Source organism: Marinovum sp. 2_MG-2023 (genome assembly GCF_030548265.1).
In the GTDB taxonomy this organism is placed as follows: domain Bacteria; phylum Pseudomonadota; class Alphaproteobacteria; order Rhodobacterales; family Rhodobacteraceae; genus Marinovum.
In genome coordinates this window covers 184,230-206,725 of record NZ_JAUOSD010000002.1, presented here as the reverse complement: position 1 = coordinate 206,725, position 22,496 = coordinate 184,230, and the positions used below count along the sequence as shown (strand labels likewise).

Genomic DNA, 22,496 nt, shown 5'->3' with positions numbered 1-22,496 from the left:
CTGGTGTCTGGTGCGGGGTGAACGGCGGTCATAGGCGGTCCCACGGCATCAGGTGGCGTTCGAGACGTTGCACGCCCATGTCGATCAACACCCCCAGAACCCCGATGGCGATGATCCCGACAAAGATGGTCGAGACAGAATCATTCTGTTGTCCCTGTGCGATCAGGAACCCCAGACCGGTTTTGCCGACCACCAGTTCCGCACCGACCAGCGCCATCCAGCCGTTGGAGATGGCAATCCGTATGCCGGTGAAAATGCTGGGCGTGGCCACCGGCACGACAACCCGGCGCAGGGTCTGGTGTTGGCGGGCGCCAAAGACCCGCGAGGCCTGGATCAGGATGTCGTCCACATGCTGAACGCCAAGCTGTGCATTGATGACGCAGGCAGGGAAGGCCGCGATGAACACCACCATCGCCTGGGTTGTGGTCGACGCCCCGAACCAAAGGATCGCAATCGGAACCCAGGCAAAGGGCGGGATGTAGCGCAGCGTTTCAAAGACCGGATTCACCACCGCGCGAAACCATGGCGCCCAGGCAAAGAAGATGCCGATCGGCACCCCCAGAAGGATGGCCAGAAACACGCCATAGGACCACCGCTCTAGCGAGGCGAAAACGTGACCCGAAAGCGCAGCGCCGGCAAAGGGTTCTGTTGTCAGATTGGCAAAGCGCGCAATGACATCAAAGGGCGAGGGCAACACTTCGGGGCCGACCCAGCCGAAAACGGACGTGGCCAACACCCAGACTAGGCCCAGAATTCCAAGCGACACCGCGCCATAAACCAAAGGCTGCGGAAGAAGCGAAGAGGGGGAAGTTTTGACGGTCATGTGCCTTATCCTTTCTTCTGGGGAAGCGACCAAGGCGCAAGAAGACGCGTCGCAAGTTTCATCAGGACCGAAAGCAGCACACCAAGCAGGCCGATCAGCAGCATCGCCACCACAAGCACATCAGTGTCGAGCATCCGTGATGCATTCAGCGCGACATATCCAAGCCCCGCAGTTGCGGCGAGCAGCTCTGCCGCGACAAGTGTGGTCCAGGCATTGCCAAGCGCGATCCGTGCCCCTGCAATCAGCGTGGGCAGGGCGGTGCGGCACACGATCCGGGTCAGGATCTTGTGATCATTCGCGCCCAGCGTCCGGCCGGCGTCGATAAGCAGCGGATCAACCGATCCGACGGCCTGCATGCTGTTCATCAGCCAGGGCACAAGCGCCGCAATGAAGACCACGAATATGCGCGCGGGTTCTCCGATGCCCATCCAGACAAGTGTGAGGGGAATCCAGGCCAGCGGCGGCACCGGGCGGATCAGCTGAAAGATCGGAAAAACAAGCCATTTGACACGCGGCCACCAGGCCATTGCGATGCCAAGCGGCACGCCGACGATCCCACCAAGCGCCCAGCCGGCCAAGACGATAGAAAGCGAGCTGAAAACATGGCCCAGCAGGGTGCTGCCGATATAGGGCTTGACCCACATGCGCCCGAACCGGTCCAGAACATCGCCCGGCGATGGCAGGAACAGGGACGACACCGGCCCGTTGCTGCGTGTGATCCACGCCCAGGCAGCGATCCAGGCCGCACAGGCCACCACACTGACAATGAACAGGTTACCGTTGGCTAATCGCCGCATCGGTCTCTCCCCTTACCGATTTTCCTCCTGGCCCGACTCGTCGAGCTGAAAATGAAGATGTCAGTAAACCGTTTAACTGTCAACGCGGTTTACGAATTTGCCGTGCTTTTTCGACGGCTCTGGGCTTGGCATGTCGAAAATAGACTTATTTTCAGTTATTTGAGCGGCGTGGTGAAATCTTGCAGGAAATCAAACTGTCCTGCGTCCCGCAAGATTATTTACAGACTCTGGATTATGATATAACTGTTTAACACGGATCAATTGATGACAGAGCGGAGTCCGAGGAGATGAAGAAAAGGCCATCTATCAAAGATGTCGCTCGCGAAGCCGGGGTGTCGACGGCGACGGTTTCCCATGTCTTTTCGGGCAAGAAACACGTGAACGAAGACTCCGCACAAAAGGTGCGGCGCGCGGCGGAAAAACTGGGTTACACCATCGACCGGGTGGCGGCGCAATTGCGCACGCGGCGCACCAAAATCATAGCGGTTCTGGTGCCCAACCTCGAAGACCTCTTTCTCAACCGGTTCATCTCGCTGATTGAATCCAGGGCCGAAGATGCCGGATATCAGGTCATTGTCTCTTGTTCGCGCGATGATCTGAAGATTGAACAAGACCGGCTTCGTGCGTTGATGGGGTGGCGTCCCAGCGGTTTGATCCTTGTGCCCTGTATCGAGTCAATTCCCGACATGTTGCTGAAGGAATATCCCGATGTCCCGGTTGTCGCCGTGGACCGGGTGAACCCGGCAAAGTCAAAATATGACACGATCACATCCGATGATTTCGCCTCGGGTTGGGAAGTGGCACGGCATTTGATTGAAATGGACGCGCGGTCGCTTCTGGTGCTGGCCACCAGCGACAAGATTTTCACCCAGAAAGAGCGTATTCGCGGCATCGAAGATTGTGCGCGCGAAGGCCGCGCCATGACCGTCAACACGCTGGTTGCGGGGCCGGACGCAGAAGCCGCCGCCGACAAACTGGGTTGCTGGCTGGATGACAACCCGCAGACCAAGGCGGTGATCGGGCTGACCAATGTGATGACACTGGCCGCCCTGTCGACCTTTGCCTCGCGGGGGATTCAACCGCCCAAGGACGTCATGCTGGCCGGGTTTCACGATTCATTGTGGATGACCGCCCGCCGCGTGCCGATCACGACCGTGGCGCAACCGGTTGATGCCATTGCCAATGCCGCATGGGACCGGATGCGCGTTCGGATCGCGCAAGAGGACGATCAGGTGGTGAACCTGATTTACAAAAGTACGCTGATTAAACGCACTTCGACCTCGGCCGATTGAACAGCCGCCTTCCTGCGCGTGTCATGACGATTGACCCCGCCCTGAAACGATCCAGGGACCGTTCAGGTTGGGACATGGGGCCCGGGAAATGGAGCCGGTTAGCAGGTCAGGGGCGCGGGTCAGGGGGCAAGAGGTTTTTCAGGCCGCAGCCCCGTCGGGAAAGGCATGCACGCGTTCCGCATTCGGGACCAGCCAGACGCTGTCACCGGGATTGATCGCCAGACGTTCGTGTGACAGGACGGTGATATTCTGCCCGGCCTTGCGCACCACCAGTTCCGTGGAGGCGCCTGTCGGTTCGACCACCACAACCTCGGCCCGCAGCGCCCCGGATCCGGCTTCGGATTGCAGCGCGAAACATTCGGGGCGAATGCCCACGGTCGCCCGTCCCGGTGCCGCCGGCGCGGCAAGCCGCAGGGCCTCGCCATCGGAAAAACGCGCCTCTGAGGGGTTCTCGGCCGATACCTCGAGGTCCAGTAGGTTCATCGTCGGCGATCCAAGAAACGCCCCGACAAAAGCATTGGCCGGATTGTCATAAAGCTCTAGCGGGGTGCCGATCTGTTCGATTTCCCCATCGCGCAACACAACGATGCGGTCGGCGAGTGTCATCGCCTCGACCTGATCATGGGTGACATAAATCGTGGTGGTTTTCAGCTTCTGATGCAGTTCTTTCAGCTCGGCACGCATCTTGACCCGCAGCTTGGCATCAAGGTTTGACAGCGGTTCGTCAAACAGGAACACCTCGGGTTTGCGCACGATGGCGCGGCCCATGGCCACGCGCTGGCGTTGTCCGCCCGAAAGCTGTTTTGGCAACCGATCCAGATAGGGCCCAAGCCCCAGGATATCCGCCGCGCGGTCGACCTTGCTGCGCCGCTGGGGTTCGTCTTCGCCCGCGAGTTTGAGGGAAAACGACATGTTGTCGGCGCTGTTCATATGCGGGTAAAGCGCATAGCTTTGAAACACCATCGAGATGCCGCGATCCCGAGGCGGCACATCATTCATCGGGGCGCCGCCAATCTGTAGCGTGCCGGATGTGATGCTTTCCAACCCGGCGATCATGCGCAACAGGGTGGATTTGCCACAGCCCGACGGGCCGATCAGCACGACAAATTCGCCGTCCTTGATGTCAAGCGAGACATCTTTGATCACATCGACCTTGCCATAGCTTTTGGACAGGTTGTTCAGCCGAACATGTGCCATGTCATTCCTCCTGATTGCCGGATAAAAAGGTGTATTTTTGGTGTGATTGCCAGCTTTCGCCGGGGGCCAGCCATGTGCCGGGGCCGCTGGTGCCGTCGGCGGTGCGGTCGCAATTGGACGGTTCAATCGCCAGCACGTTGCGCCGGGGGCGGGCATCGCGCCAAAACTGAACAAAGGGCAAATCGCTTTCGATCTGGACCTTGGCCGACGGCCAGCTGTCTCTGGCGGCGCGGCTGATGTCGGCGCTGCCGCCCTTTGGCGTGGGGTGGCATGCGGTGTGTTGATCCCCCAATGACAGCGGAACGCCATCCAGCCGCACCGTGGTATCGGCGGCGACCAACGGATAGCCGAAATTGGTGTGATAGAGAATGTGCATTTCCGCCGGTTCCGGCCCGATGTTTTCCACCCGGTCGATCAGCGTCATCGTCGCGCCGCCCACCGGGGCCTCGATCCGGCGATGCAGCCGGAAACAAGCGCCGCCGAGATGGGCGGTGGTGACCTCACCCGTGGCAAAAAGCATCGGATCGGGGCGATCCCAATCCGCCCCGCAGGCGGTGACATGGGCCGGGGTCAGCGGCAGCGTGCCATGCAGCGGCATGCCCGCGCGCGATTGGCGGGCATTGTCCAACCCGCAAGTGACCAGAAACCCCGACAGGCTGCGCTGGATGCCGGTGCCGCTGTCGGCCTCTGCATCATGATGGCCCGGCGCGACAAACCCCGCCGGATGCTGCCAGGCCAGCGGCATGCCACGAAAGCTGAGCGGGCCGATATCAAGGCTGCGATCGGCCAGCACCCAAAAGGCCAGCCCGCCGCCGGTGTCAAAGCTGAGCGCGCGCACGCCGCGTTCCGGCCCATCATCCAGCGTGATCCGCCGCACGGCGGCCAGTTGGCGCAGATCTGCCACCTGATGTTGCCAATCGTGGATCATGCCGGGACAGCTTCGGGCAAAAGGTCGATCCGGGCAAAGGCCTCTTGTGGGGCATCCAGCCCGCGCATCAGATCGGCCATTTGTGCCGCCAGCTGTGCCTCAAGCGCGGGGGTGTCCAATGGCGCTGTCTGCCCCGGATCGCGCGCCAGATCATAGAGCCGGGTTTCATCCTCGATCAGACAGCCGGGCCCATAGGTGTTGTACATCGCCGATTTCGAACTGACCGGCACCCGCAAAAGCGGCATGTCGCGGCTGAACGGGGTGGGCGGGGCCAGTTTCGCCTGTGTCAGCTCCTCTGGGTGGAAGAAATCAAAGATATGCGTCGGCATCAGCGTGTATTGATAGATTTCCTGGGTTTCCACATTCGCCGGATACCGGTGATAGCTGTATTGCCCATCGGTCAGATTCACCGCGCCGCCAAAGAAGCCATAAATCAGCGCCTCATGCGGCGATGCCTGTCCCGCCAGCATCGGGCGCAGCGAGGGCGAGGCCATCTGATCCGGGCGCGGGGCGTCATAAAGATCGAGGATCGTTGCGGCCAGATCGGGGGTCTGGCTGAGGCCGGCCACCGTCGTGCCCGCCGCTGCGGGATGGGCCGGATCATGGATGAACAGCGGGATCTGGGCGATTTCCTGATACAGCGCCATGCGGTTTTTGGCCCAAAGATCATGTTCGCCCAGCAGGAAGCCGTGATCGGTGGTCACAATCAGCGCGGTGTCGTCCCACAGGTTGTCGCGGTCAAAGACATCAAGAACCTGCCCCAGAAGCTCGTCACACATCGCAAGCGAGGCATGATAGCTGGCGCGCAGCTCGTCCTTTTCCTCTAGCGGGCGGTCGCTGTGGCCATATTCCGGCCAATCCAGCGCCGGACCATCGGCGCGCGCGCCGGCAATGTCGCGGAACCGCTTGGGTGCAAAAAACGGCTCATGCGGGGCAAATGTTTCGATCTGAAGGAACCAATCCTCGGCGGTCTTGTTGTGTTCGATGAATTCGACACCAGCGGCAAAGGTCTGAAAACTGGGATGTGCGGCCTCGTCCTCCAGATAGTCGCGGTTGACCACGTTGTGGCGCGGATAGCTGCGCGGTTTGCGCGACACCTGACCGGGATCAAAGCGTTTTTCGATCCCGGGCCAGTCGGGGGCGACGACGCCTTTCCAGCGGTCGCCTTCTTGTCCACGAAAGAATTCGTAGCTGTCATAGCGGTTGTGATAGGTCGCGCCGCCATCTTCCCAATAGTGGAAATGATCGGTGACAAAATGGCTGTAGACGCCTTTGTCACGGCTCAGCACCTCGGGAAAGGTCACGTCATAGGGTTCGATCGGCCCCCAGCTGCGATGCAGAAAGGACATGCGCCCGGTCATCAGATCCCGGCGGGCGGGCATACAGGGCATGGAGCCGACGTGGTGATTGTCGAACCGGGCACTGCGCGCGGCCAGCCGGTCAAAATTCGGGGTGGGCACCGTGTCGCCGCCATAGGGCGACAGTGCGCGGCGATTGAGCGAGTCAAAGAGTACAAGAACGGTTTTCATCGGGAATTCCTATTTCACAGCGCCAGAGGTCAGGCCGCGGACAATGAAACGCTGGGCAAAGAGCAGCAGCAGGAAGGCAGGCAGGATCGACAGGGTCGAGGCCGCAGCCATTTCCGTAAAGGCGATGGTGTTTTCCTGGGCGTATTTGCCAATGCCAAGCGGTACGGTGGCGGTCTGTCGCTGGCTGAGCACCAACACGACCGGGAATTCATTCCAGCTGAAGATGAAGGTCAGAATGCCGGTGGCCGCCAGTCCGGGCCGCACGATCGGCAGCACCACATGCCAGAGGATATGCGGCACCTTGGCGCCGTCGATCTGAGCGGCCTCGACCAGCTCTTTGGGCACATCACGGACAAAGACCCCCATCATCCAAAGCGCCATCGGCAGATGCAGCGTCGTATGTGCCAGGATGATGCCGGAATAGGTGTTGTCGAGGCCAACAGAACGGAACATCGAATACCACGCCCCCGCCAGCGTGATCGGCGGCACCATGTGAAAGATCACCGACCAGCCCAGCAGCGAATGCAGCACCCAACCCGGCCATTGCAGACGATAGAGCGAGAAGGCCGCCAGCGTCGCGATCACCAGCACCAGAAAGGTGCTGATCGCGCCAATCACCATGGAATTGCCGAAGTTGCGCAGGAAATCCGAGGTCTTGTCGAAGATGACCTTGGTGAACCCGTCGAGATTGGGTTCGAACAGGATACGCCCCATCAACAAATCAATCTGGGTCTTGAATGCGGCTGAAACGATCCAGAAGAACGGAAACAGCACAACCAGCGCAAAGCTCATCAGGATAAGGTGGCGGATCACCGCGACCTGACCGTCGGTCAGGGCGAAACGGCGCTGTGGCGTGGCGAGCGGCTGGTGGGTGTCGGATGCATGGGTCATGCCTTGGCTCCTTTGCCGGCGGTGGCGCGGGTGGCGGCAATGATGCCGGCGGCAATCACCGCGATCACGGCGATGGACATCGCGGCGCCATAGCCGGTCTGATCCTCGGTGAAGAAACGGCGATAGATGGTGAAGCTGATCACCTCGGTCGAGGTGCCCGGCCCGCCGCCGGTCAACAGATAGATTTCGTCGAATACCTTGAAGGCGAGGATCATGCGGAAGACAAAGGTCACGGCGATGGTCGGCAGCATCAGCGGCAGGGTGATGTGACGCAGCTCTTGCCAGCGGGTGGCGCCGTCGATCTTGGCGGCCTCAAAGATGTCGTCCGGCAGGCTCTCAAGCCCGGCGAGCAGCAGCAGGAAACAGAACGGCGTCCAATGCCAGACATCAACGATGATCACGGACAACAGCGCAAGATCGGGGCTGCCGAGCCAGTCCTGCGGGGCAAGTCCCAGGGCCATGAGGATGCTGTTGAGCACGCCAAAGTCATAAGAATACATCAGCTTCCAGATCGCGCCGATGATGATGCCGGGCACAAGGATCGGCAGGATGAAAACGGTCCGGTAAAACACCCGCCCCCGCACCACGCGCGTGGTCAGCAAGGCAAGGATGAAACCAAGCAGCATTTGCAGCGCCACGGCAACCACCGCAAAGATCAGCGTGTTCAACGCCCCGGCCCGCAGCAGATTGTCCTGCGGCAGCTTGGCGTAATTGGACAACCCGACCCAGTCCCAGACCGCTTCGCGGTTGACCCACTCCACGTCATGGAAGCTGAGCGCAAAGAGTTTCATCAGCGGCAGGATGGTCAGAAGCGCAAAAAGGACAAGCGCGGGCCATAGCGTCGCGTGACGCCAGAAGGTATCGGTTTTCATGGGACGGGCTCCGTTGATTTTGGTGGCCGCGAACGAAGCCGCGACCACCGGGGAGGTTACTGGAGCAGTTCAGGCGCGGGGATGTCGTATCCGGCGTCCTGCATAACCTTGGTGATTTCTTCGGCAGCGGTGTTGAGCGCGTCTTTCAGCTCCAGCTCGCCACCGATGGCCTGATTGAACCGCAGCTCTGTGATCGCCAGAACCTGGGTTGCTTCGGGGAAGGTGAATGTCAGCCGCGCATTGGGCACAGCTTCGGCCATGGCCTTCATCCAGCGGTATTCCGGCTGATCGGCCATGTCGGATTCAAGCACCGCCCGGCTGACCGGCATCGACCCGGCTTCGGCATAGGCGCGCTGTGCCGCATCGGTCTGGAACCATGTCAGGAATGCCAGCGCCGCTTGCTTGTTCTCATCCGCGACGTTTTTCGGCACACCCGCCAGCCAGTGACCCAGCGGCGTGGCCGATGGGATTTCCGCCGTGCCGGGAGGCGGCGCATAGGCGACCTGGCCCACCACCATGGATTTGGTGTCATCGTCAAACAACCCCGGCGCAGGCACCGAGTTGATATGCGCGGCGCGCCCGGTGGCCATGTTCTGAATCACGTTGGTCTGGGTCTGCCCGGCGGTCGAGGGGTGGCCCACGTCGTTCGCCAATTTCAGGTAGGTTTCCATCCCGGCCAGCGTGCCTTCGGAGTTGATCGTGACCGCGAAGCTGCCATCGTCGTTCTGATCGACAACCCCGCCGCCATGCGACCAGATGTAGGGAAAGACGTCATAGGTCACGTCAAAGGTGCCGCGCTGGCCGCGTTGCGAAATGCCGTAGAGCCGATTGGTCTGCAAGGTCTTGGCGTTTTCGTACAGCTCGTCCCAGGTGGTGGGCGCCGAAAGGCCGGCCGCGTCATAAAGATCTTTGCGATAGTGCAGGATCAGCACGTTGGGGTTGACCGGCACGGTCAGCAGATCGCCACCGTCGCAGGTGATTGTCTTGGCCTCGGCGTTCCAGCAGGTGCTGTCGTCAAAGGTATAGATGTCTTCGCCCAGGGCGAAATCGGCGTCGATATCGGTCAGCGGCTGCATGAAGCCGCCGGTATAGAATTCGACGAAAAAGCCCGCGTTCATGATCAGGATGTCAAAGGGGCTGGCGTCCGAACGCACGGCGGTGCGCTGTTTTTCCAGGCTGCCGGCAAAGGGATTGACGTCAAGGTTGACGGTATTGCCAGTTTCTTCTTCGTATTTCTCGACCACCGCCTGAAAGCCGGGAAACCACGGCGATTGGTTGATGACGATGGTGATCGGCGTTTCCGCAGCCGAAGCCAGCGACGCGCAGAGCGCCAGTGCGCTGGCCGCAAGACCGGTGCGCAGGGGTTTTGTATGTCCAGTAAAAAGAGCCATGTGACCTCCCATGAGTGGCAATTGCGATACCTCCCGCATCGCTTGTTATTGGGTGTACCTCAGACGGATGGCATTCCGGAAATGAAAAGAATTGCTCTCTCCATAGCCGCTGGCTATGCCTTAGTTGAAGGGATCCGCGGCGCATTCCTCGATCAATGCATCGGCAATCACCCGCGCCGCCGGGGTCAACAATCCGGGGCTGCGATAGATCAAACCGGCCTGACGGTTGGTCACCAGCTCCGGCACGTCGATTTCCACCAGCTGGGCCGCTTCGGGCGTCAAAAGCTGTGAACGCGTCGTATAGACCAGCGTGTCGGTCTGGCTTGCGTGGGTCAGCAGGAAGGTCAGCGATGTCGACACCACATGGGCCTGCGGCGGCGAATGGCCAAGGCTGATCACCCGACCGTCAAGCTTGCGCCGCGCCAGCGTATCCCCCGGTGGCAGCGCCCAGGCCATCGCCAATGCATCCAAAGTCGATACTGACTTGCGCCGGGCCAACGGATGGTCCGCCCGTCCCACGACGATCAGATCGTCTGCGGTCAGCAAGCGGAATTCCAGATTTCCGCTTTCGCCGTCCAGCGGCCGTTCGGCGACCACGAAATCCAGCGCGCCCTTGGCCAGCCGCTCCAGCAGCGACTCGTCAAACCCGGTGTGCACCTCGATCATCATGTCGGGCCGTTGCGTCGTGATCCGGCTGACCGCCTCGGGCAGCATGCGCCGCACCCAGGACGGGCCGGCGCCGATCTGCACGTGGCCGCCCTGTCCGGTCTGCAATTGCGCCATTTCGGCGGCGGCATCATTGACCTGCGCCACCACCACCGCCGCATGTTCGGCCAGCCGCGCACCAATCGGCGTCAATGAAATCCCGTGTGCATGCCGTTCCAGCAGCGGTGTGCCGACCTGATCTTCCAACAGCTTGAGCGCCTTGGACAGCGTGGGCTGCGCCACATTGAGCTCTGCCGCCGCGCGCGTGATATTGCCGGTCTGTGCGGTGCGGTGGAAATAGCCCAGCAGGCGAAGATCGAAAGTGCCACGGTTCACGTCTTCGTTCCCACAAGCATGTCAGGTCAGGATGCGAAGATATGGTAGACGACCCGCGCGGCGCGGCAAAGCGCTAACTCACGGATTGGATCTGGCAAATGATGCTTGCCCAGACGTTTCCCGCGTTGCGGCGAGACGGTTTTGCAACGCGCCATGACAATGGTGAAACTTGGCCGCGCGTTGGTATAAACGTTCTTGGTTTGGGGTATCCCTGCGAATTGAGTTGCCATGATTGCGCGACTGGGGTCTTCGCCACTTTGACGGGATCAATAAAGCGGATTTTTGAACATATTCACCCAAGGCCCGGAAGTTGCCGAAAAGCGGCCATTGATCGTCAGCGTGACGCAGTTGCCAAAAGACAAGCGCGGTGAGCGGTAGCGAGGAGCATAAAGTGTCGGATGCCGCTAACAAATTTCAAGAAAAACTTGAGGTCGAAAGCGGGAATTCATTGTGTTTATTGTCATCAAGCAGGGTATCAGGGCGTCAATTGCAGATCCCAAAAGCCATTTTGGCGTCACGGGGTTGCTTCCATCGGTGGAAGTTAATCGAAATTTGTAGAATGCGTAGCTGAAGCCCCTGAATTTCGAGGGGCAGCGCGGTCTCGTGCTCTGTCGCCAGCGATTTGGCGGGCCCTTAGGACGTCAGGCGCGATGAAAGTATTTCACGCACGCGTCTGGTGTGGCTATAGACAAAGTATGAAAAAGATTACCGCCAAAGATGTTGCCGACCTTGCCGGGGTGTCCACTTCGGCTGTTTCGCGGGCGTATCGGTCCGATGCGCCCATTGCCGAGGACAAGCGAAAGGCAATTTTTGCCGCGGCGGCGAGGCTGGGTTATGTCAGCAACGTCGACAAGACCCTTTCCAAACAGGCAACCAACACCATCGCGATGGTGGTCAGCGAGCTGCACAACCCGTTTTATCCGAACGCGGTTGACGAGCTGGTGCGCCAATTGCCCGAACGCGGGCTGAAAGCAATTGTGCATGTCGTGCCCTCAGCCGAGGAGGTGGATACAATCATGCGGCAAGTGCTTGATTTTCGGACAGAAGGTGTGATCCTGGCAAGTTCGACAATGACCTCGGACATGGCGCGTTTGTGCCGCGAGAACGGGTTGCCGGCGGTGCTTTTGAATCGTGTGCAAACGGACAATACCATGATGGCGGTGTGCTGCGACAACTACGGCGGCGCCCAACAGATTGCGTCACGGTTTTTGACGGCGGGTCGACAACGGATTGCCTTTGTCGGTGGGCGGCGCGACACGTCTACTCATTTAGAGCGGATGCGCGGATTTCGCGATCATCTCGAAGAAGCGGGAACACCTATCTATAGACAGTTGGATGGCGGGTTCGACTATCAACAAGCCTTCCGTGCCGCTCAGGACCTTCTTGGGCAGCGGCCACTGCCGGATGCGGTATTTTGTGCCAATGATATCATGGCCATAGCCTTTCTGGATGCGGCGCGCATTGCCGGTGTTTCGGTGCCTCAGGACATTGCGGTCATCGGCTTTGACGATATTCCGATGGCGTCCTGGGCCGCCTATCGCCTGACAACGGTGCGCCAGCCGCTGCGTCGGATGTTGCACCAGGCGGTCGATATCATCACCAGTGCCGAAGCGTCGTTCGATTCCGGTGATATACGAATCTTGCAGGGCGAAATGCAGGAGCGTGAAAGCGGATAGTGAAATAATTTCACTATAGGGCGAAATCGTTGCAGACTTTTTCATTTTGTTGTTCTTTCCCGCGCAGGCACCAGATTTTTTGGGGCCCATGTTACTGGGAGGCACAACATGAAATTCAAGACTCTGATTTCGACCGCAGCTTTGACAATCGCGGGTCTGGGAGCAAGCATTCCGGCTGCCGCAGAGACGCGGCTTGCCTTTGGCGCGACCAATTCGCAAAGCGCGCATTACGCCTATTTTGCCGCATTGGCCAATATCGTAAACAGCGCCTATCCTGACGGCTATCAGGCCTCGGTGGTGGAAACCGGCGCGACGGTCGACAATCTCAAACGCATGTCGCGGGATCAGCTGGATATCGGCTTGATCACAACGTCGACGCTTTATCATGCCTATAACGGCGTGAAATCCTTTGACGGGCGCGCGGTCGAATCCCGGCTGCTTTGGGCCTATTCGCTGGCGCCGCAAAACGTTGTGGTGCGCCGCGATTCAGGCGTCACCGAATTTGCAGATCTGAACGGCATGGCATTTGGTCCCGGGGCGCGCGGTTCCTCGACCGAGGCGACCTCGCTTGAAGTTTTTGAGTTGTTCGGGATCGCGCCGGACTGGGTGCGCGGGTCCAATGGCGAACTGGCCAATGCAATCCGGGACAACCGGTCCGCCGGTTTCATCAAGAGCGCGGTCGGCACATCCTTTGACGCGCTGACCACCGATATTGCGGCTTTCACGCCGGTGCAGGTGCTGGGGCTCGACGATGCGCAGGAAGCGCAAATTCGCGAAGAATTGCCGGAACTTTCGATTGTCGAGATGCCCGGCGGTGACATGGAAAATTCCGGCCCTTACACATCATGGGGTTTCATGATCGGCGTGTCGGCGCGCCCGAATTTGGATGACCAGACCGCTTATGACATCACCAAGGCGGTGATGGAAAACATGGCGGCGCAAGAAGCGGCGTTTCCTGCGGTCAAGGGCAACAACCTGCCCGAGTTGACGCTGCAATATGCCACCAGCCCGCTGCACCCCGGGGCGGTTCGTTACTACGAAGAAATCGGCCTGACTGTGCCTGATCGGCTCAAGTAACGATCCAGATGTGTTGTTGACGGGGCGGGCCTGTGGCTGCCCCGTTCATTCAATCTCTTGCCCAAAGGTGCCGAGATGCCCGATCTTCCTTTCCTCGCAAAGGTCCGTCAAACGACCATTGCTGCGCTGGCCGTCCTGTTGGGGGCTTTCGTATTCTACACCTCCTTTAACGGACCATTCGAATCTCTGGTGCAGCGCGCGTTGTTCGTGATGACCATCGTGTCGCTTGCCGTGATGATGCACCCCCTGTTTGGCGGCAGCCGCTGGCGCCCGCTGGGCATGGTGATCGACGCGGCAATCGTTGTGACGGTGACAGCGTCGGGCACGTATATCATCGGCAATTTCGAAGCCATAATGACCGATCTGCCCTGGGCCACCAGCTGGGACATGGTGATGGGGTTCGGCACCTTGCTCTGTGTGCTGGAATTGGCGCGCCGCACCTCGAATTGGGTGTTCCCGATGATTGTGCTGGCCTCTGTGGCCTATGCGTTTTTCGGCTATCTCATCCCCGGCCAATTCGGCCATCGCGGGTTTGATGCGGGTTATTTGACGGAAATCATCTTTCTGTCCGATCGCGGCCTTTGGGGGATGCTGGTCAATGTGGCATCGACGACGCTTGCGGCCTTTGTGCTGTTTGGCGCGATCCTGCTGCACACCGGCGCGGGCGAGACGTTTTTTGATCTTTCTGCGCGGCTTGGTGGTGCGCGTCCGGGCGGTGCGGCCAAAATCGCGACTTTTGCTTCGGGCTTTTTCGGCGCGATCAACGGGTCGACCGTGGCCAATGTTGCCACAACGGGCAATTTTACCATCCCGTTGATGAAGCGGTTGAAATACCCACCCGCCTATGCCGGCGCGGTAGAGGCCATTGCCTCGACCGGGGGGCAGCTTGCGCCGCCGATCATGGGGACCGCGGCGTTTGTCATGGCCGAACTGGTGGGCATGAATTACTGGTCCATCGCCCTTGCCGGGGTTGTTCCGGCGCTGCTTTTCTATCTTGGCATCTATTCTACCGTGCATGTCATCGCGCGCCGCCAAAGCTTTCGCGCGGTGAACGCCGATGATCTGCCGGATTGGCGCGGCGCGATGAGTTTCCGGCGGTTGGCACCGATTGTGGCGGCGCTGTTGGGGTTGGGATTTGGCGTTATCAACGGCTATTCCGTCGAATTGACGGCCTGTTTCGGCATGATTGCCATGTTGGTCGCCGTTTTTGTCGCCCGGATTTCCGGTGGTGAAGATCCCCGCGCGGTATTCGGCATCATCATTCGGGCACTGGAGGCCGGCGGCAAGGGCGTTGTCATCGTCGGCATCCTGTTGGTGGGTGCTCAGGTCTTTGTGGCAATGATCAACCTGACCGGGTTCGGGGTGGCCGTGACGTCGGCGGTGCTGGCAATCGGGCAGGGGCAAATCTGGGTGATCGCCGGATTGATGGCAGTGGTCTGCCTGATCGCGGGCATGGGCCTGCCTACCTCCGCCGCCTATGTGATGGTTGCTGCGGTTTTTGCACCGGCCCTGATCCAACAGGGGATCGACCCGTTGGTCGTGCATATGTTCGTTCTGTATTACGCCGCGCTGTCGGTGATTACGCCGCCGGTCTGTCTTGGGGTGTTTGTCGCGGCCACCATCGCCCAGGCACCCTGGATGAAGGTAGCGATGGAGACCCTTCGGCTTGGGGCGACTGCCTATGCGTTGCCGATGCTGTTCATTGCCTATCCGGGCATGTTGGGCGGCGGCGGGGCCGAGGGCATTGCCCGTGCGGTGCTGTCGGGGGCGGTCTTTGCGCTGGCTGTCGCGCATCTTCTGGGCGGCGCTCGGCTGCCCTGGGGCGGGCTGTCACGTGTGCTCTGGCTTGTGCCGGTTACTCTGGCATTGTTGCCGCCCTGGTGGGCGACACTGACTGCGGTGCTGGTGTTTGGCGGGCTTGTCGTCCTGTCCCGCAAGGCGACCGAGGCCCATCAGAACCAGAGCCTGCAACCAGCGTAACCGCACTGCGCACATCACAAAGATACCTAAGGTGGCCCGCATTCCCTGCACTTCAGGCGGGGCCACCATCAGACAACATGGTTCAGACATGACTGGAGATCCCACATGACAATCACCTATCTCAAACGCGGGAAACCCGCCGCAGATCGTGCCGAAGACGACGCCAAGACCGCCGCCGTTGTGGCCTCGACACTCAAAGATATCGAAACGCGTGGCGATGCGGCGGTGCGTGAATTGTCGGTGAAGTTCGACAAATATGATCGCAGCACCTATCGGCTGACCGAAGAAGAGATCGAGGCAATCATCGCCAAAGTCAGCCCACAGGACCTCGCTGACATCAAGTTCGCTCAGGAGCAGGTACGCAATTTTGCCAAGGCGCAGCGCGATTCCATGCTGGACATCGAGGTAGAGCCGATGCCCGGTGTCATTTTGGGGCACAAGAATATCCCCGTGCAATCGGTGGGCTGCTATATTCCCGGCGGCAAATTTCCGATGGTAGCCAGCGCACATATGTCGGTCGCCACCGCATCCGTTGCGGGCGTGCCGCGCATCATCGCCTGTACGCCGCCCTTCAATGGGGAACCGAACCCGGGGGTGATCGCGGCGATACATCTTGGCGGCGCGCATGAGATCTATGTTCTGGGTGGCATTCAGGCCGTCGGCGCAATGGCCATCGGCACCGAAAGCATTGATCCGGTGCATTTGCTTGTCGGGCCCGGCAATGCCTTTGTCGCCGAAGCCAAACGCCAGCTTTTTGGCCGGATCGGCATTGATCTGTTTGCCGGCCCCACCGAAACCATGGTGATCGCGGATGAAACCGCCGCCGATGCCGAATTGTGCGCGACCGACCTTCTGGGGCAGGCGGAACATGGCTATAACAGCCCCTGTGTGCTGCTGACCAATTCGGAAAAGCTGGCACAGGACACCATGTCCGAGATTGACCGCCTGCTTGGCCTTCTGCCCACTGCGGGCACCGCCAGAGTGAGCTGGGAAGACTACGGCGAGGTGATCGTCTGTGACAGCTATGACGAGATGCTGGCCGTCGCCGATGATATTGCAAGCGAACATGTTCAGGTGATGACCGACCGCGACGATTGGTTCCTGGAGCATATGACCTGTTACGGCGCGCTGTTTCTTGGGCCGCGAACCAATGTGGCCAATGGTGACAAGGTGATCGGCACGAACCACACGTTGCCAACCAAAAAGGCCGGTCGCTATACCGGCGGGCTTTGGGTCGGCAAATACCTGAAAACACACAGCTATCAAAAGGTGACCACAGACGAGGCCGCAGCCCTGATTGGCGCTTACGGGTCGCGCCTTTGCCTGTTGGAGGGCTTCGTGGGCCACGCCGAGCAATGCAATGTGCGCGTGCGTCGCTATGGCGGCATCAACGTTCCATATGGTGGGCCTGCTGCCCTGCCGGAGGCGGCAGAGTGAGCCTGCCGCGCACACCTTCCCTGCGCCTGGACGGCAAACGCGCCTTGGTGACGGGGGCCTCGTCAGGCATTGGTCAGGCATGCGCGGTGGCGTTGGCCGAAATGGGCGCACATGTCATCTGTGCCGCGCGCGGGCGTGACCGTCTGGACGACACGGTGAAGGAAATGCAGGCCGAAGGTTGGTCTGCCGAGGCTTTGGTATTGGACATTGCCGATCAACCCGCCCTTACAGAGGCACTGAATGGTCAGCGGCTTGACGTGGTGGTCAATTCTGCGGGGCTTGCCCGTCATGGTCCCGCGCTTGAAACCACGCCCGAAGATTTCGATGCCGTTATGGGTGTGAACTTGCGGGGGGCCTATTTCCTGTCGGTGGCCGCAGCGAAATGCATGGCCGATACCGGCGGTTCAATCATCCACATCGGCAGCCAAATGGGCCGTGTCGGCGGTGTCGACCGCGCGGTCTATTGCGCGTCCAAACATGGTCTGGAAGGCATGATCAAGGCCATGGCCATCGAATGGGGCGCAGACCAGATCCGCATCAATGCGATTTGCCCCACCTTCATCCGCACCCCGCTGACCGATCAGACATTCGACAACCCCGAGCGCGCGGCCTGGGTCAAGGAAAAGATCAAGCTGGGTCGCATCGGCGAGGTCGAAGATATCATGGGGGCGGTGATCTATCTGGCCTCTGATGCCGCCGCACTTGTCACGGGGACATCGCTGTTGGTCGACGGCGGTTGGACCGCAGGTTGACAGATATCGCGGAACAGAATTTTCTCTGAAGAGGACAAGATCCATGACCGACACAGCACTTCCCGACGATCTTTTGGCGCTGCTGCGCAAGGTTGACACCCCGACGGTTTGCAACGCGATTGAAGTGGCGCAAGGCAAGCGGGGGTTCAACCGTTTCACGCGCGGCACAATGCAGCATTCCAAACCCGGCGATCCGGCCATTGTCGGGTTCGCACGGACGGCGCGCATTTCCGGTCTTGCGCCCCCGAACGAGGCCCCGGATGTCATCCGGGCCCGCCGGATGGAGTATTTCCGATCAATGGCGGCCGGTAACGGGCCAACTGCGGCGGTGGTCGAGGATGTCGATTATCCAAATTGTATCGCCGGTTGGTGGGGCGAAGTGCATGTTGCCGTTCACAAGGGTCTTGGCCTTGCGGGGGCGGTGACCAATGGCGTCTTGCGCGATCTTGATGTCATTGATGAGGGTTTTCCGGTGCTGGCCGGATCGCTCGGGCCCAGCCACGGTTTTGTCCATGTTGTCGATATCGGCACCGACGTCAGCGTCATGGGGATGCGGGTCGCACAGGGCGAGTTGATCCACGCCGACCGCCATGGCGCGCTGGTCATTCCGGACGAAGTCATTCCCGATCTCAAACGCGCAATCGAAACCGTGATCGCCAGCGAAAGCATCGTGCTTGGCCCCGCCCGCGAACCCGGATTTGATATCAACAAGCTGGAAGAAGCCTGGGCAAAGTTTGAAGCCGCACGCACATGACCTCGCGATTGGAAAAACCCAAAATTCTGGTGCTGCGGAAGCTGACACCGGCGGTTGAGGCGCGTCTTGCCGAAAACTACGAGGCGACCTTCAACCCCGACGACAGGCCGATGACGCCTGAGGCCATTGGCCGGGCGCTTTGCGCGTATGAGGCCCTGGTGCCGACTGTCAGCGACCGGATCACCGCGGAGATGCTACAGGACAAGGGGTGCAAGACGCGGATGATTGCCAATGTCGGTGTCGGGTATTCCAACATTGATGTCGACGCGGCCAAGGCAACAGGCATTGCCGTTTCGAATACGCCGGATGTTCTGACGGATGCCACCGCCGACACCGCATTGCTGTTGATTTTATCGGTCACACGCCGGGCCTTTGCCGCCGAGAAAATGCTGCGCGCGGGGCGATGGACCGGGTTTTCCATTGTCGATGGCTTGGGCTCCAGCATTCAGGGCAAGGTGCTGGGCATTATCGGGATGGGCCGCATCGGTCAGGCCGTCGCGCATAGGGCGGCGGTCGGGTTTGGCATGAAAATCGCCTATTATAACCGCTCACCGGTGGGCGAATTAGGTTTCCCCGCCGAAAGGTTGGACAGCATTGATGCTGTGATGGCGGCGGCGGATGTGGTGTCCGTCCATGTGCCGGGCGGTGGCGACACACCGTTGGTCACCGCCGCGCATATTGCCCGCATGAAGCCCTCGGCCTATTTGATCAATACCGCGCGTGGCGACAGTCTTGACCAGGATGCCCTGATTGCAGCACTGGCCGAGGAACGCATCGCCGGGGCCGGTTTCGACGTCTTTGCCAAAGAGCCAGAGGTGCCGGAAATCCTGCGAGAAATGGAAAACGTCACGCTGCTGCCGCATATCGGGTCCGCAACCGAAGAGGTGCGCACCGCGATGGGGCATATGGCGGCGGATAATCTCGATGCGTTCTTTGCTGGTCGGGACCTTCCTTGTCGCGTCGTGTGACCCAAAGCGGAATCGCGGTCTGAAACGGTTGTTCTAAGCGCGTTATTGCAGCAAAGCTGGGCGATAGGTCTGACAGGAAAGGGCCGGTCGCGCATCACAACCGCCGATGCGTTCACTTGGCAATCTCTGCCAAATCCCCGAGCGTGATGGTCGGGGTCAGAATGTGGATCTTTTCACTCTCTGGTTTGGTGCCTTCGACTGTCTCCAGAATGGCCTTGGCGGCGGTCTCGCCGATCTCGCGGCGGGCGGTGCGGGAGGTCGCGATCTTTCCGGGGAACCCCTCGATAAGGCTCAGCCCGTTGAAACCGGCCAGGGCGAGCGTGCCCGGCACGTCGATGCCCGCGGCGATGCAATGACACAACCCGCCAAAGGCGAGGTCGTCGTTGGAAAAATGGATGCAATCAAGATCAGGTTGACGGGCCAGAAGATCGGCCGTCATACGCCGCCCACAGGCGATGGCTGATTGTGTGGTCTCATCCTCCTGCAGGTGCGACCTGTCGATTGTGTCGATGAAATCTAGCCCCTGGTCGCGCAACTTGTCATGGAAACCCTTCTTGCGCTTGGCCGCCCTGAGATCCTTGGCGAGGTTGCGCCCGACATATCCAAAGCGCCGCCGCCCCGCCGCAAGAAGGGCCGACGCCATGTCGCGCCCGGCCCCGATTTGTGAAAATCCGACACAGGCATCGACCGGGTCGCCATCGCAATCCATGATCTGGACGATGGGAATACCGGCGCCGGCCAGCAATTTTCGGGTATCCTCTGGCTGGTCAAGTCCGGCAACGATCAGCCCGGCAGGCCGCCAGGAAAGCATGTTGCGGATGATGTCGTATTCGGTTTCGGGGTCATAATCGGTCACACCGAACACCGGCTGAAGAGGAGAGCCTTTCAGCGCGTTGGTCACCCCGGACATGACTTCGGGAAAAACGATGTTTGAGAGGTTGGGAACGACCACTCCGATCAGGTCGGTGCGTTTGCTGGACAGCGACGCAGCCAGATGATTCCCGTAATACCCGATCTCGCGGGCGGCGCGTTTCACCTTCTTGACATTGGCCTCTGACACATCCTTGTCGCCCCTCAGCGCGCGTGAGGCTGTCATCTTGCTGACCCCTGCGGCGGCGGCGACATCGACCAAGGTTTTTCTTTTTCTCATAGGCTTACCGCTCCCTCACAGGCGATCTTTTACCTGATCCGGGTCTCAAATCCCACTGCTCAATCCCAAGGTGCCGAACCCAAGTGTTGACACATCATTACAGGATGTGTCACTGATATCCATACCGGTACCGATACCGGTTTCGATACCGGCAGAGATTTTGCCGGGCAGACAACGCGATCTCGCAGAAATCGCGTCTTGAAACGGACCAAGGCCCCGAAGGGGGTCTGACGGGAGGAAACATGACTGCTTACACTTTGAAATCCGCACTTCTGGGCGGCCTCGTCGCTGCCACGTCGCTGATGGCCAGCACGGCCCTGGCGCAAGAATACCAGTGGACGTTCCAGACCTCGGCGCAGGCCGGTGACAACTTCTTTCCGATCGAAGAAGCCTGGGCCGACCGCGTCAACGCGCTGTCCGATGGCCGTATCGAGATCACCGTCGTACCCGTCGGGACAGTGGTGGCGCATATCGAAACCCTCGACGCGGTTGGCGCCGGCATCCTGCAGGGCCACATCACCGACCCGTCGTATTTCTCGGGCAAGGATCCGGCCTTTGCGATGCTGGGCAACCTCGTCGGCGCATGGTCGGCGCCCGAGCAGATGTTCGACTACATGGAAAATGGCGGCGGCAAGGCGCTTTTCAACGAGCTGGTGAACCCCTACGGTCTGCAATTCCTCGGGGCTTCGGCAACCGGGGTCGAAGCCTTTTTGTCGACCAAGCCGATCCATGGCGTTGATGACCTCAAAGGCATCAAGATGCGTGCCCCCGAAGGCATGGTGCAAGAGGTCTTTGCCGCCGCGGGTGCCTCGCCGGTGAACCTGCCTGGCTCCGAAGTTTATACCGCGCTGGAAAAAGGCGTGATTGACGCGGCCGATTATACCGTGTTCTCGACCAACCACGCCCAGGGCATGCACGAGTTCGCCAAATACCCGCTTTATCCTGGGTTCCACTCGATGCCGGTCATCGAGGTTTCCCTGAACAAGGCGATTTATGACGGGCTGCCCGAAGACCTTCAGACCATTTTGAACGAGTCGGTCTCGGTCTTTGCGCGGGACATGATCAGCCAGCTTGACGTCCAGAACGAGGCCGCCCTGGCCGAGGCACAGGCCGACCCCGAAATCACCGTGATCGACTGGTCCGACGAAGAGCGCGCCAAGTTCCGTGGCATTGCCAAATCGCAGTGGGCGAACTGGGCGGAACGGTCCGAAATGGCCGGCAAAGCCTATGAGAGCGTCACCGCCTATCTGACCGAAAAGGGCCTTCTGGCCGAGTGATCGCCGTCTGACGGCAAGACCCGAGGGGGCCGGTTTCGGCCCCTTCGTTTTCCACTGTCCAGCTCACGTTTCGGGAGGAAACAATGGCACAACATGACGCGGCGATGACCGAAGCCGAAATCGAAGCGCAGCTTGAGGCGCTTAAAAGGGTCCATGAAGAAGACAATGCCGGTCCTCAGAACGCGCTGGATCGTGGTATTATCACGGTTGGCACCGCATTCAGTTTCCTGTTTGCCATCGCGACGGTGATCTCGATCTACGAGATTGTCATGCGATATTTCTTTAACGCCCCGACGATCTGGGCGCATGAAACGGTGATCGCGCTGATTGCGGCCTGTTATCTCTACGGTGGTATGCAATGTCTTGCTGCCGACAAACATATTCGCATCGGGCTGATCTATTTCAACACCAGCGGCGGCACCCGGCGGCTGTTGGATATCGTGAACGGATTGCTTGCGCTGTTCTTTGCGGTGGCGATTGCCTATGCGGCCTATACGATGGTCGAAAAATCCTGGTGGACGCCGCAGGGTGACATCCGGCTTGAGCGGTCCGGGTCGGCGTGGAACCCGATCACCCCTGCCATCATCAAGTTGATGCTGCTGATCACCGCGATCGTGCTGGCGATCCAATCCGTCGGCCATATCTGGACCGCCTGGAAAGGCAC

General features: G+C 60.0%; 19 protein-coding genes and 1 pseudogene. 10 read left to right on the top strand and 10 right to left on the bottom strand.

Features of this window, described 5'->3' with window-relative positions; all coding sequences use genetic code 11:
• Positions 1-28: 28 nt before the first annotated feature.
• A complete protein-coding gene (locus Q4577_RS03810) occupies positions 29-823 on the bottom strand; it encodes an ABC transporter permease (RefSeq protein WP_303468621.1) in 795 nt (264 codons plus the stop codon).
• 5 nt (positions 824-828) lie between these two features.
• Entirely contained in the window at positions 829-1,620 is a 792-nt protein-coding gene (locus Q4577_RS03805) for an ABC transporter permease (RefSeq protein WP_303468622.1), read from the bottom strand.
• Between the two features lie 287 nt (positions 1,621-1,907).
• Here Q4577_RS03805 and Q4577_RS03800 point away from each other — a divergent pair, with 287 nt between their 5' ends.
• Complete coding sequence (locus tag Q4577_RS03800; protein ID WP_303468623.1) at positions 1,908-2,912, top strand: LacI family DNA-binding transcriptional regulator; 1,005 nt, start codon at positions 1,908-1,910, stop codon at positions 2,910-2,912.
• A gap of 138 nt (positions 2,913-3,050) precedes the next feature.
• Here Q4577_RS03800 and Q4577_RS03795 read toward each other — a convergent pair whose 3' ends face one another.
• From Q4577_RS03795 to Q4577_RS03765, 7 genes are all read right to left on the bottom strand, one after another.
• Positions 3,051-4,109: an ABC transporter ATP-binding protein gene (locus Q4577_RS03795; protein ID WP_244688989.1), complete on the bottom strand. Its 1,059-nt coding sequence runs from the start codon at positions 4,107-4,109 to the stop codon at positions 3,051-3,053.
• A 1-nt stretch (position 4,110) separates the two neighbouring features.
• Entirely contained in the window at positions 4,111-5,037 is a 927-nt protein-coding gene (locus tag Q4577_RS03790) for a DUF4432 family protein (RefSeq protein ID WP_303468624.1), read from the bottom strand.
• A complete protein-coding gene (locus Q4577_RS03785) occupies positions 5,034-6,566 on the bottom strand; it encodes a sulfatase (protein ID WP_303468625.1) in 1,533 nt (510 codons plus the stop codon). Before Q4577_RS03785 ends, Q4577_RS03790 begins: the two co-directional genes overlap by 4 nt.
• A 9-nt stretch (positions 6,567-6,575) precedes the next feature.
• Positions 6,576-7,457, bottom strand: coding sequence for a carbohydrate ABC transporter permease (locus Q4577_RS03780; RefSeq protein WP_244688986.1), 882 nt, complete (start codon positions 7,455-7,457; stop codon positions 6,576-6,578).
• Entirely contained in the window at positions 7,454-8,329 is an 876-nt protein-coding gene (locus tag Q4577_RS03775; protein ID WP_244688985.1) for a carbohydrate ABC transporter permease, read from the bottom strand. Before Q4577_RS03775 ends, Q4577_RS03780 begins: the two co-directional genes overlap by 4 nt.
• Positions 8,330-8,385: 56 nt before the next feature.
• On the bottom strand, positions 8,386-9,720 hold the full coding sequence (locus Q4577_RS03770; RefSeq protein WP_303468626.1) for an extracellular solute-binding protein: 1,335 nt from the start codon (positions 9,718-9,720) through the stop codon (positions 8,386-8,388).
• A gap of 120 nt (positions 9,721-9,840) precedes the next feature.
• Positions 9,841-10,761 carry a LysR family transcriptional regulator gene (locus Q4577_RS03765; RefSeq protein ID WP_244688983.1) on the bottom strand — a complete coding sequence of 307 codons (921 nt, stop codon included), beginning with the start codon at positions 10,759-10,761 and terminating at the stop codon, positions 9,841-9,843.
• 695 nt (positions 10,762-11,456) lie between these two features.
• On the opposite strand from Q4577_RS03765, the gene Q4577_RS03760 reads away from it, so the two are divergent.
• The 7 genes from Q4577_RS03760 (at position 11,457) to Q4577_RS03730 (ending at position 19,405) form a co-directional block, all read left to right on the top strand.
• Positions 11,457-12,437: a LacI family DNA-binding transcriptional regulator gene (locus tag Q4577_RS03760; protein WP_244688982.1), complete on the top strand. Its 981-nt coding sequence runs from the start codon at positions 11,457-11,459 to the stop codon at positions 12,435-12,437.
• Positions 12,438-12,545: 108 nt separating this feature from the next.
• Positions 12,546-13,514: a TAXI family TRAP transporter solute-binding subunit gene (locus tag Q4577_RS03755; RefSeq protein WP_303468627.1), complete on the top strand. Its 969-nt coding sequence runs from the start codon at positions 12,546-12,548 to the stop codon at positions 13,512-13,514.
• Between the two features lie 75 nt (positions 13,515-13,589).
• Positions 13,590-15,494 carry a TRAP transporter fused permease subunit gene (locus tag Q4577_RS03750; RefSeq protein WP_303468628.1) on the top strand — a complete coding sequence of 635 codons (1,905 nt, stop codon included), beginning with the start codon at positions 13,590-13,592 and terminating at the stop codon, positions 15,492-15,494.
• Positions 15,495-15,599: 105 nt separating this feature from the next.
• On the top strand, positions 15,600-16,931 hold the full coding sequence (gene hisD / locus Q4577_RS03745) for a histidinol dehydrogenase (protein ID WP_303468629.1): 1,332 nt from the start codon (positions 15,600-15,602) through the stop codon (positions 16,929-16,931).
• Entirely contained in the window at positions 16,928-17,683 is a 756-nt protein-coding gene (locus tag Q4577_RS03740) for an SDR family NAD(P)-dependent oxidoreductase (RefSeq protein ID WP_303468630.1), read from the top strand. Before hisD ends, Q4577_RS03740 begins: the two co-directional genes overlap by 4 nt.
• Positions 17,684-17,726: 43 nt before the next feature.
• Positions 17,727-18,437 (top strand): RraA family protein, encoded by a 711-nt coding sequence (locus Q4577_RS03735; protein ID WP_244688977.1) that lies wholly within the window; start codon positions 17,727-17,729, stop codon positions 18,435-18,437.
• A gap of 8 nt (positions 18,438-18,445) precedes the next feature.
• Positions 18,446-19,405, top strand: a complete 960-nt coding sequence (locus tag Q4577_RS03730; protein ID WP_303468631.1) for a D-glycerate dehydrogenase — start codon at positions 18,446-18,448, stop codon at positions 19,403-19,405.
• 112 nt (positions 19,406-19,517) lie between these two features.
• Here the strand turns inward: Q4577_RS03730 and Q4577_RS03725 are convergent, their stop codons facing one another.
• The gene (locus Q4577_RS03725) at positions 19,518-20,555 is read right to left on the bottom strand and encodes a LacI family DNA-binding transcriptional regulator (protein ID WP_303468632.1); all 1,038 of its coding nucleotides are present in this window, start codon (positions 20,553-20,555) and stop codon (positions 19,518-19,520) included.
• 242 nt (positions 20,556-20,797) lie between these two features.
• Here Q4577_RS03725 and Q4577_RS03720 point away from each other — a divergent pair, with 242 nt between their 5' ends.
• Both Q4577_RS03720 and Q4577_RS03715 read left to right on the top strand, forming a co-directional pair.
• A complete protein-coding gene (locus Q4577_RS03720; RefSeq protein WP_303468633.1) occupies positions 20,798-21,832 on the top strand; it encodes a TRAP transporter substrate-binding protein in 1,035 nt (344 codons plus the stop codon).
• Between the two features lie 83 nt (positions 21,833-21,915).
• Positions 21,916-22,479, top strand: a pseudogene (locus tag Q4577_RS03715) (TRAP transporter small permease subunit); the annotation flags it as partial.
• Positions 22,480-22,496 lie beyond the last annotated feature (17 nt).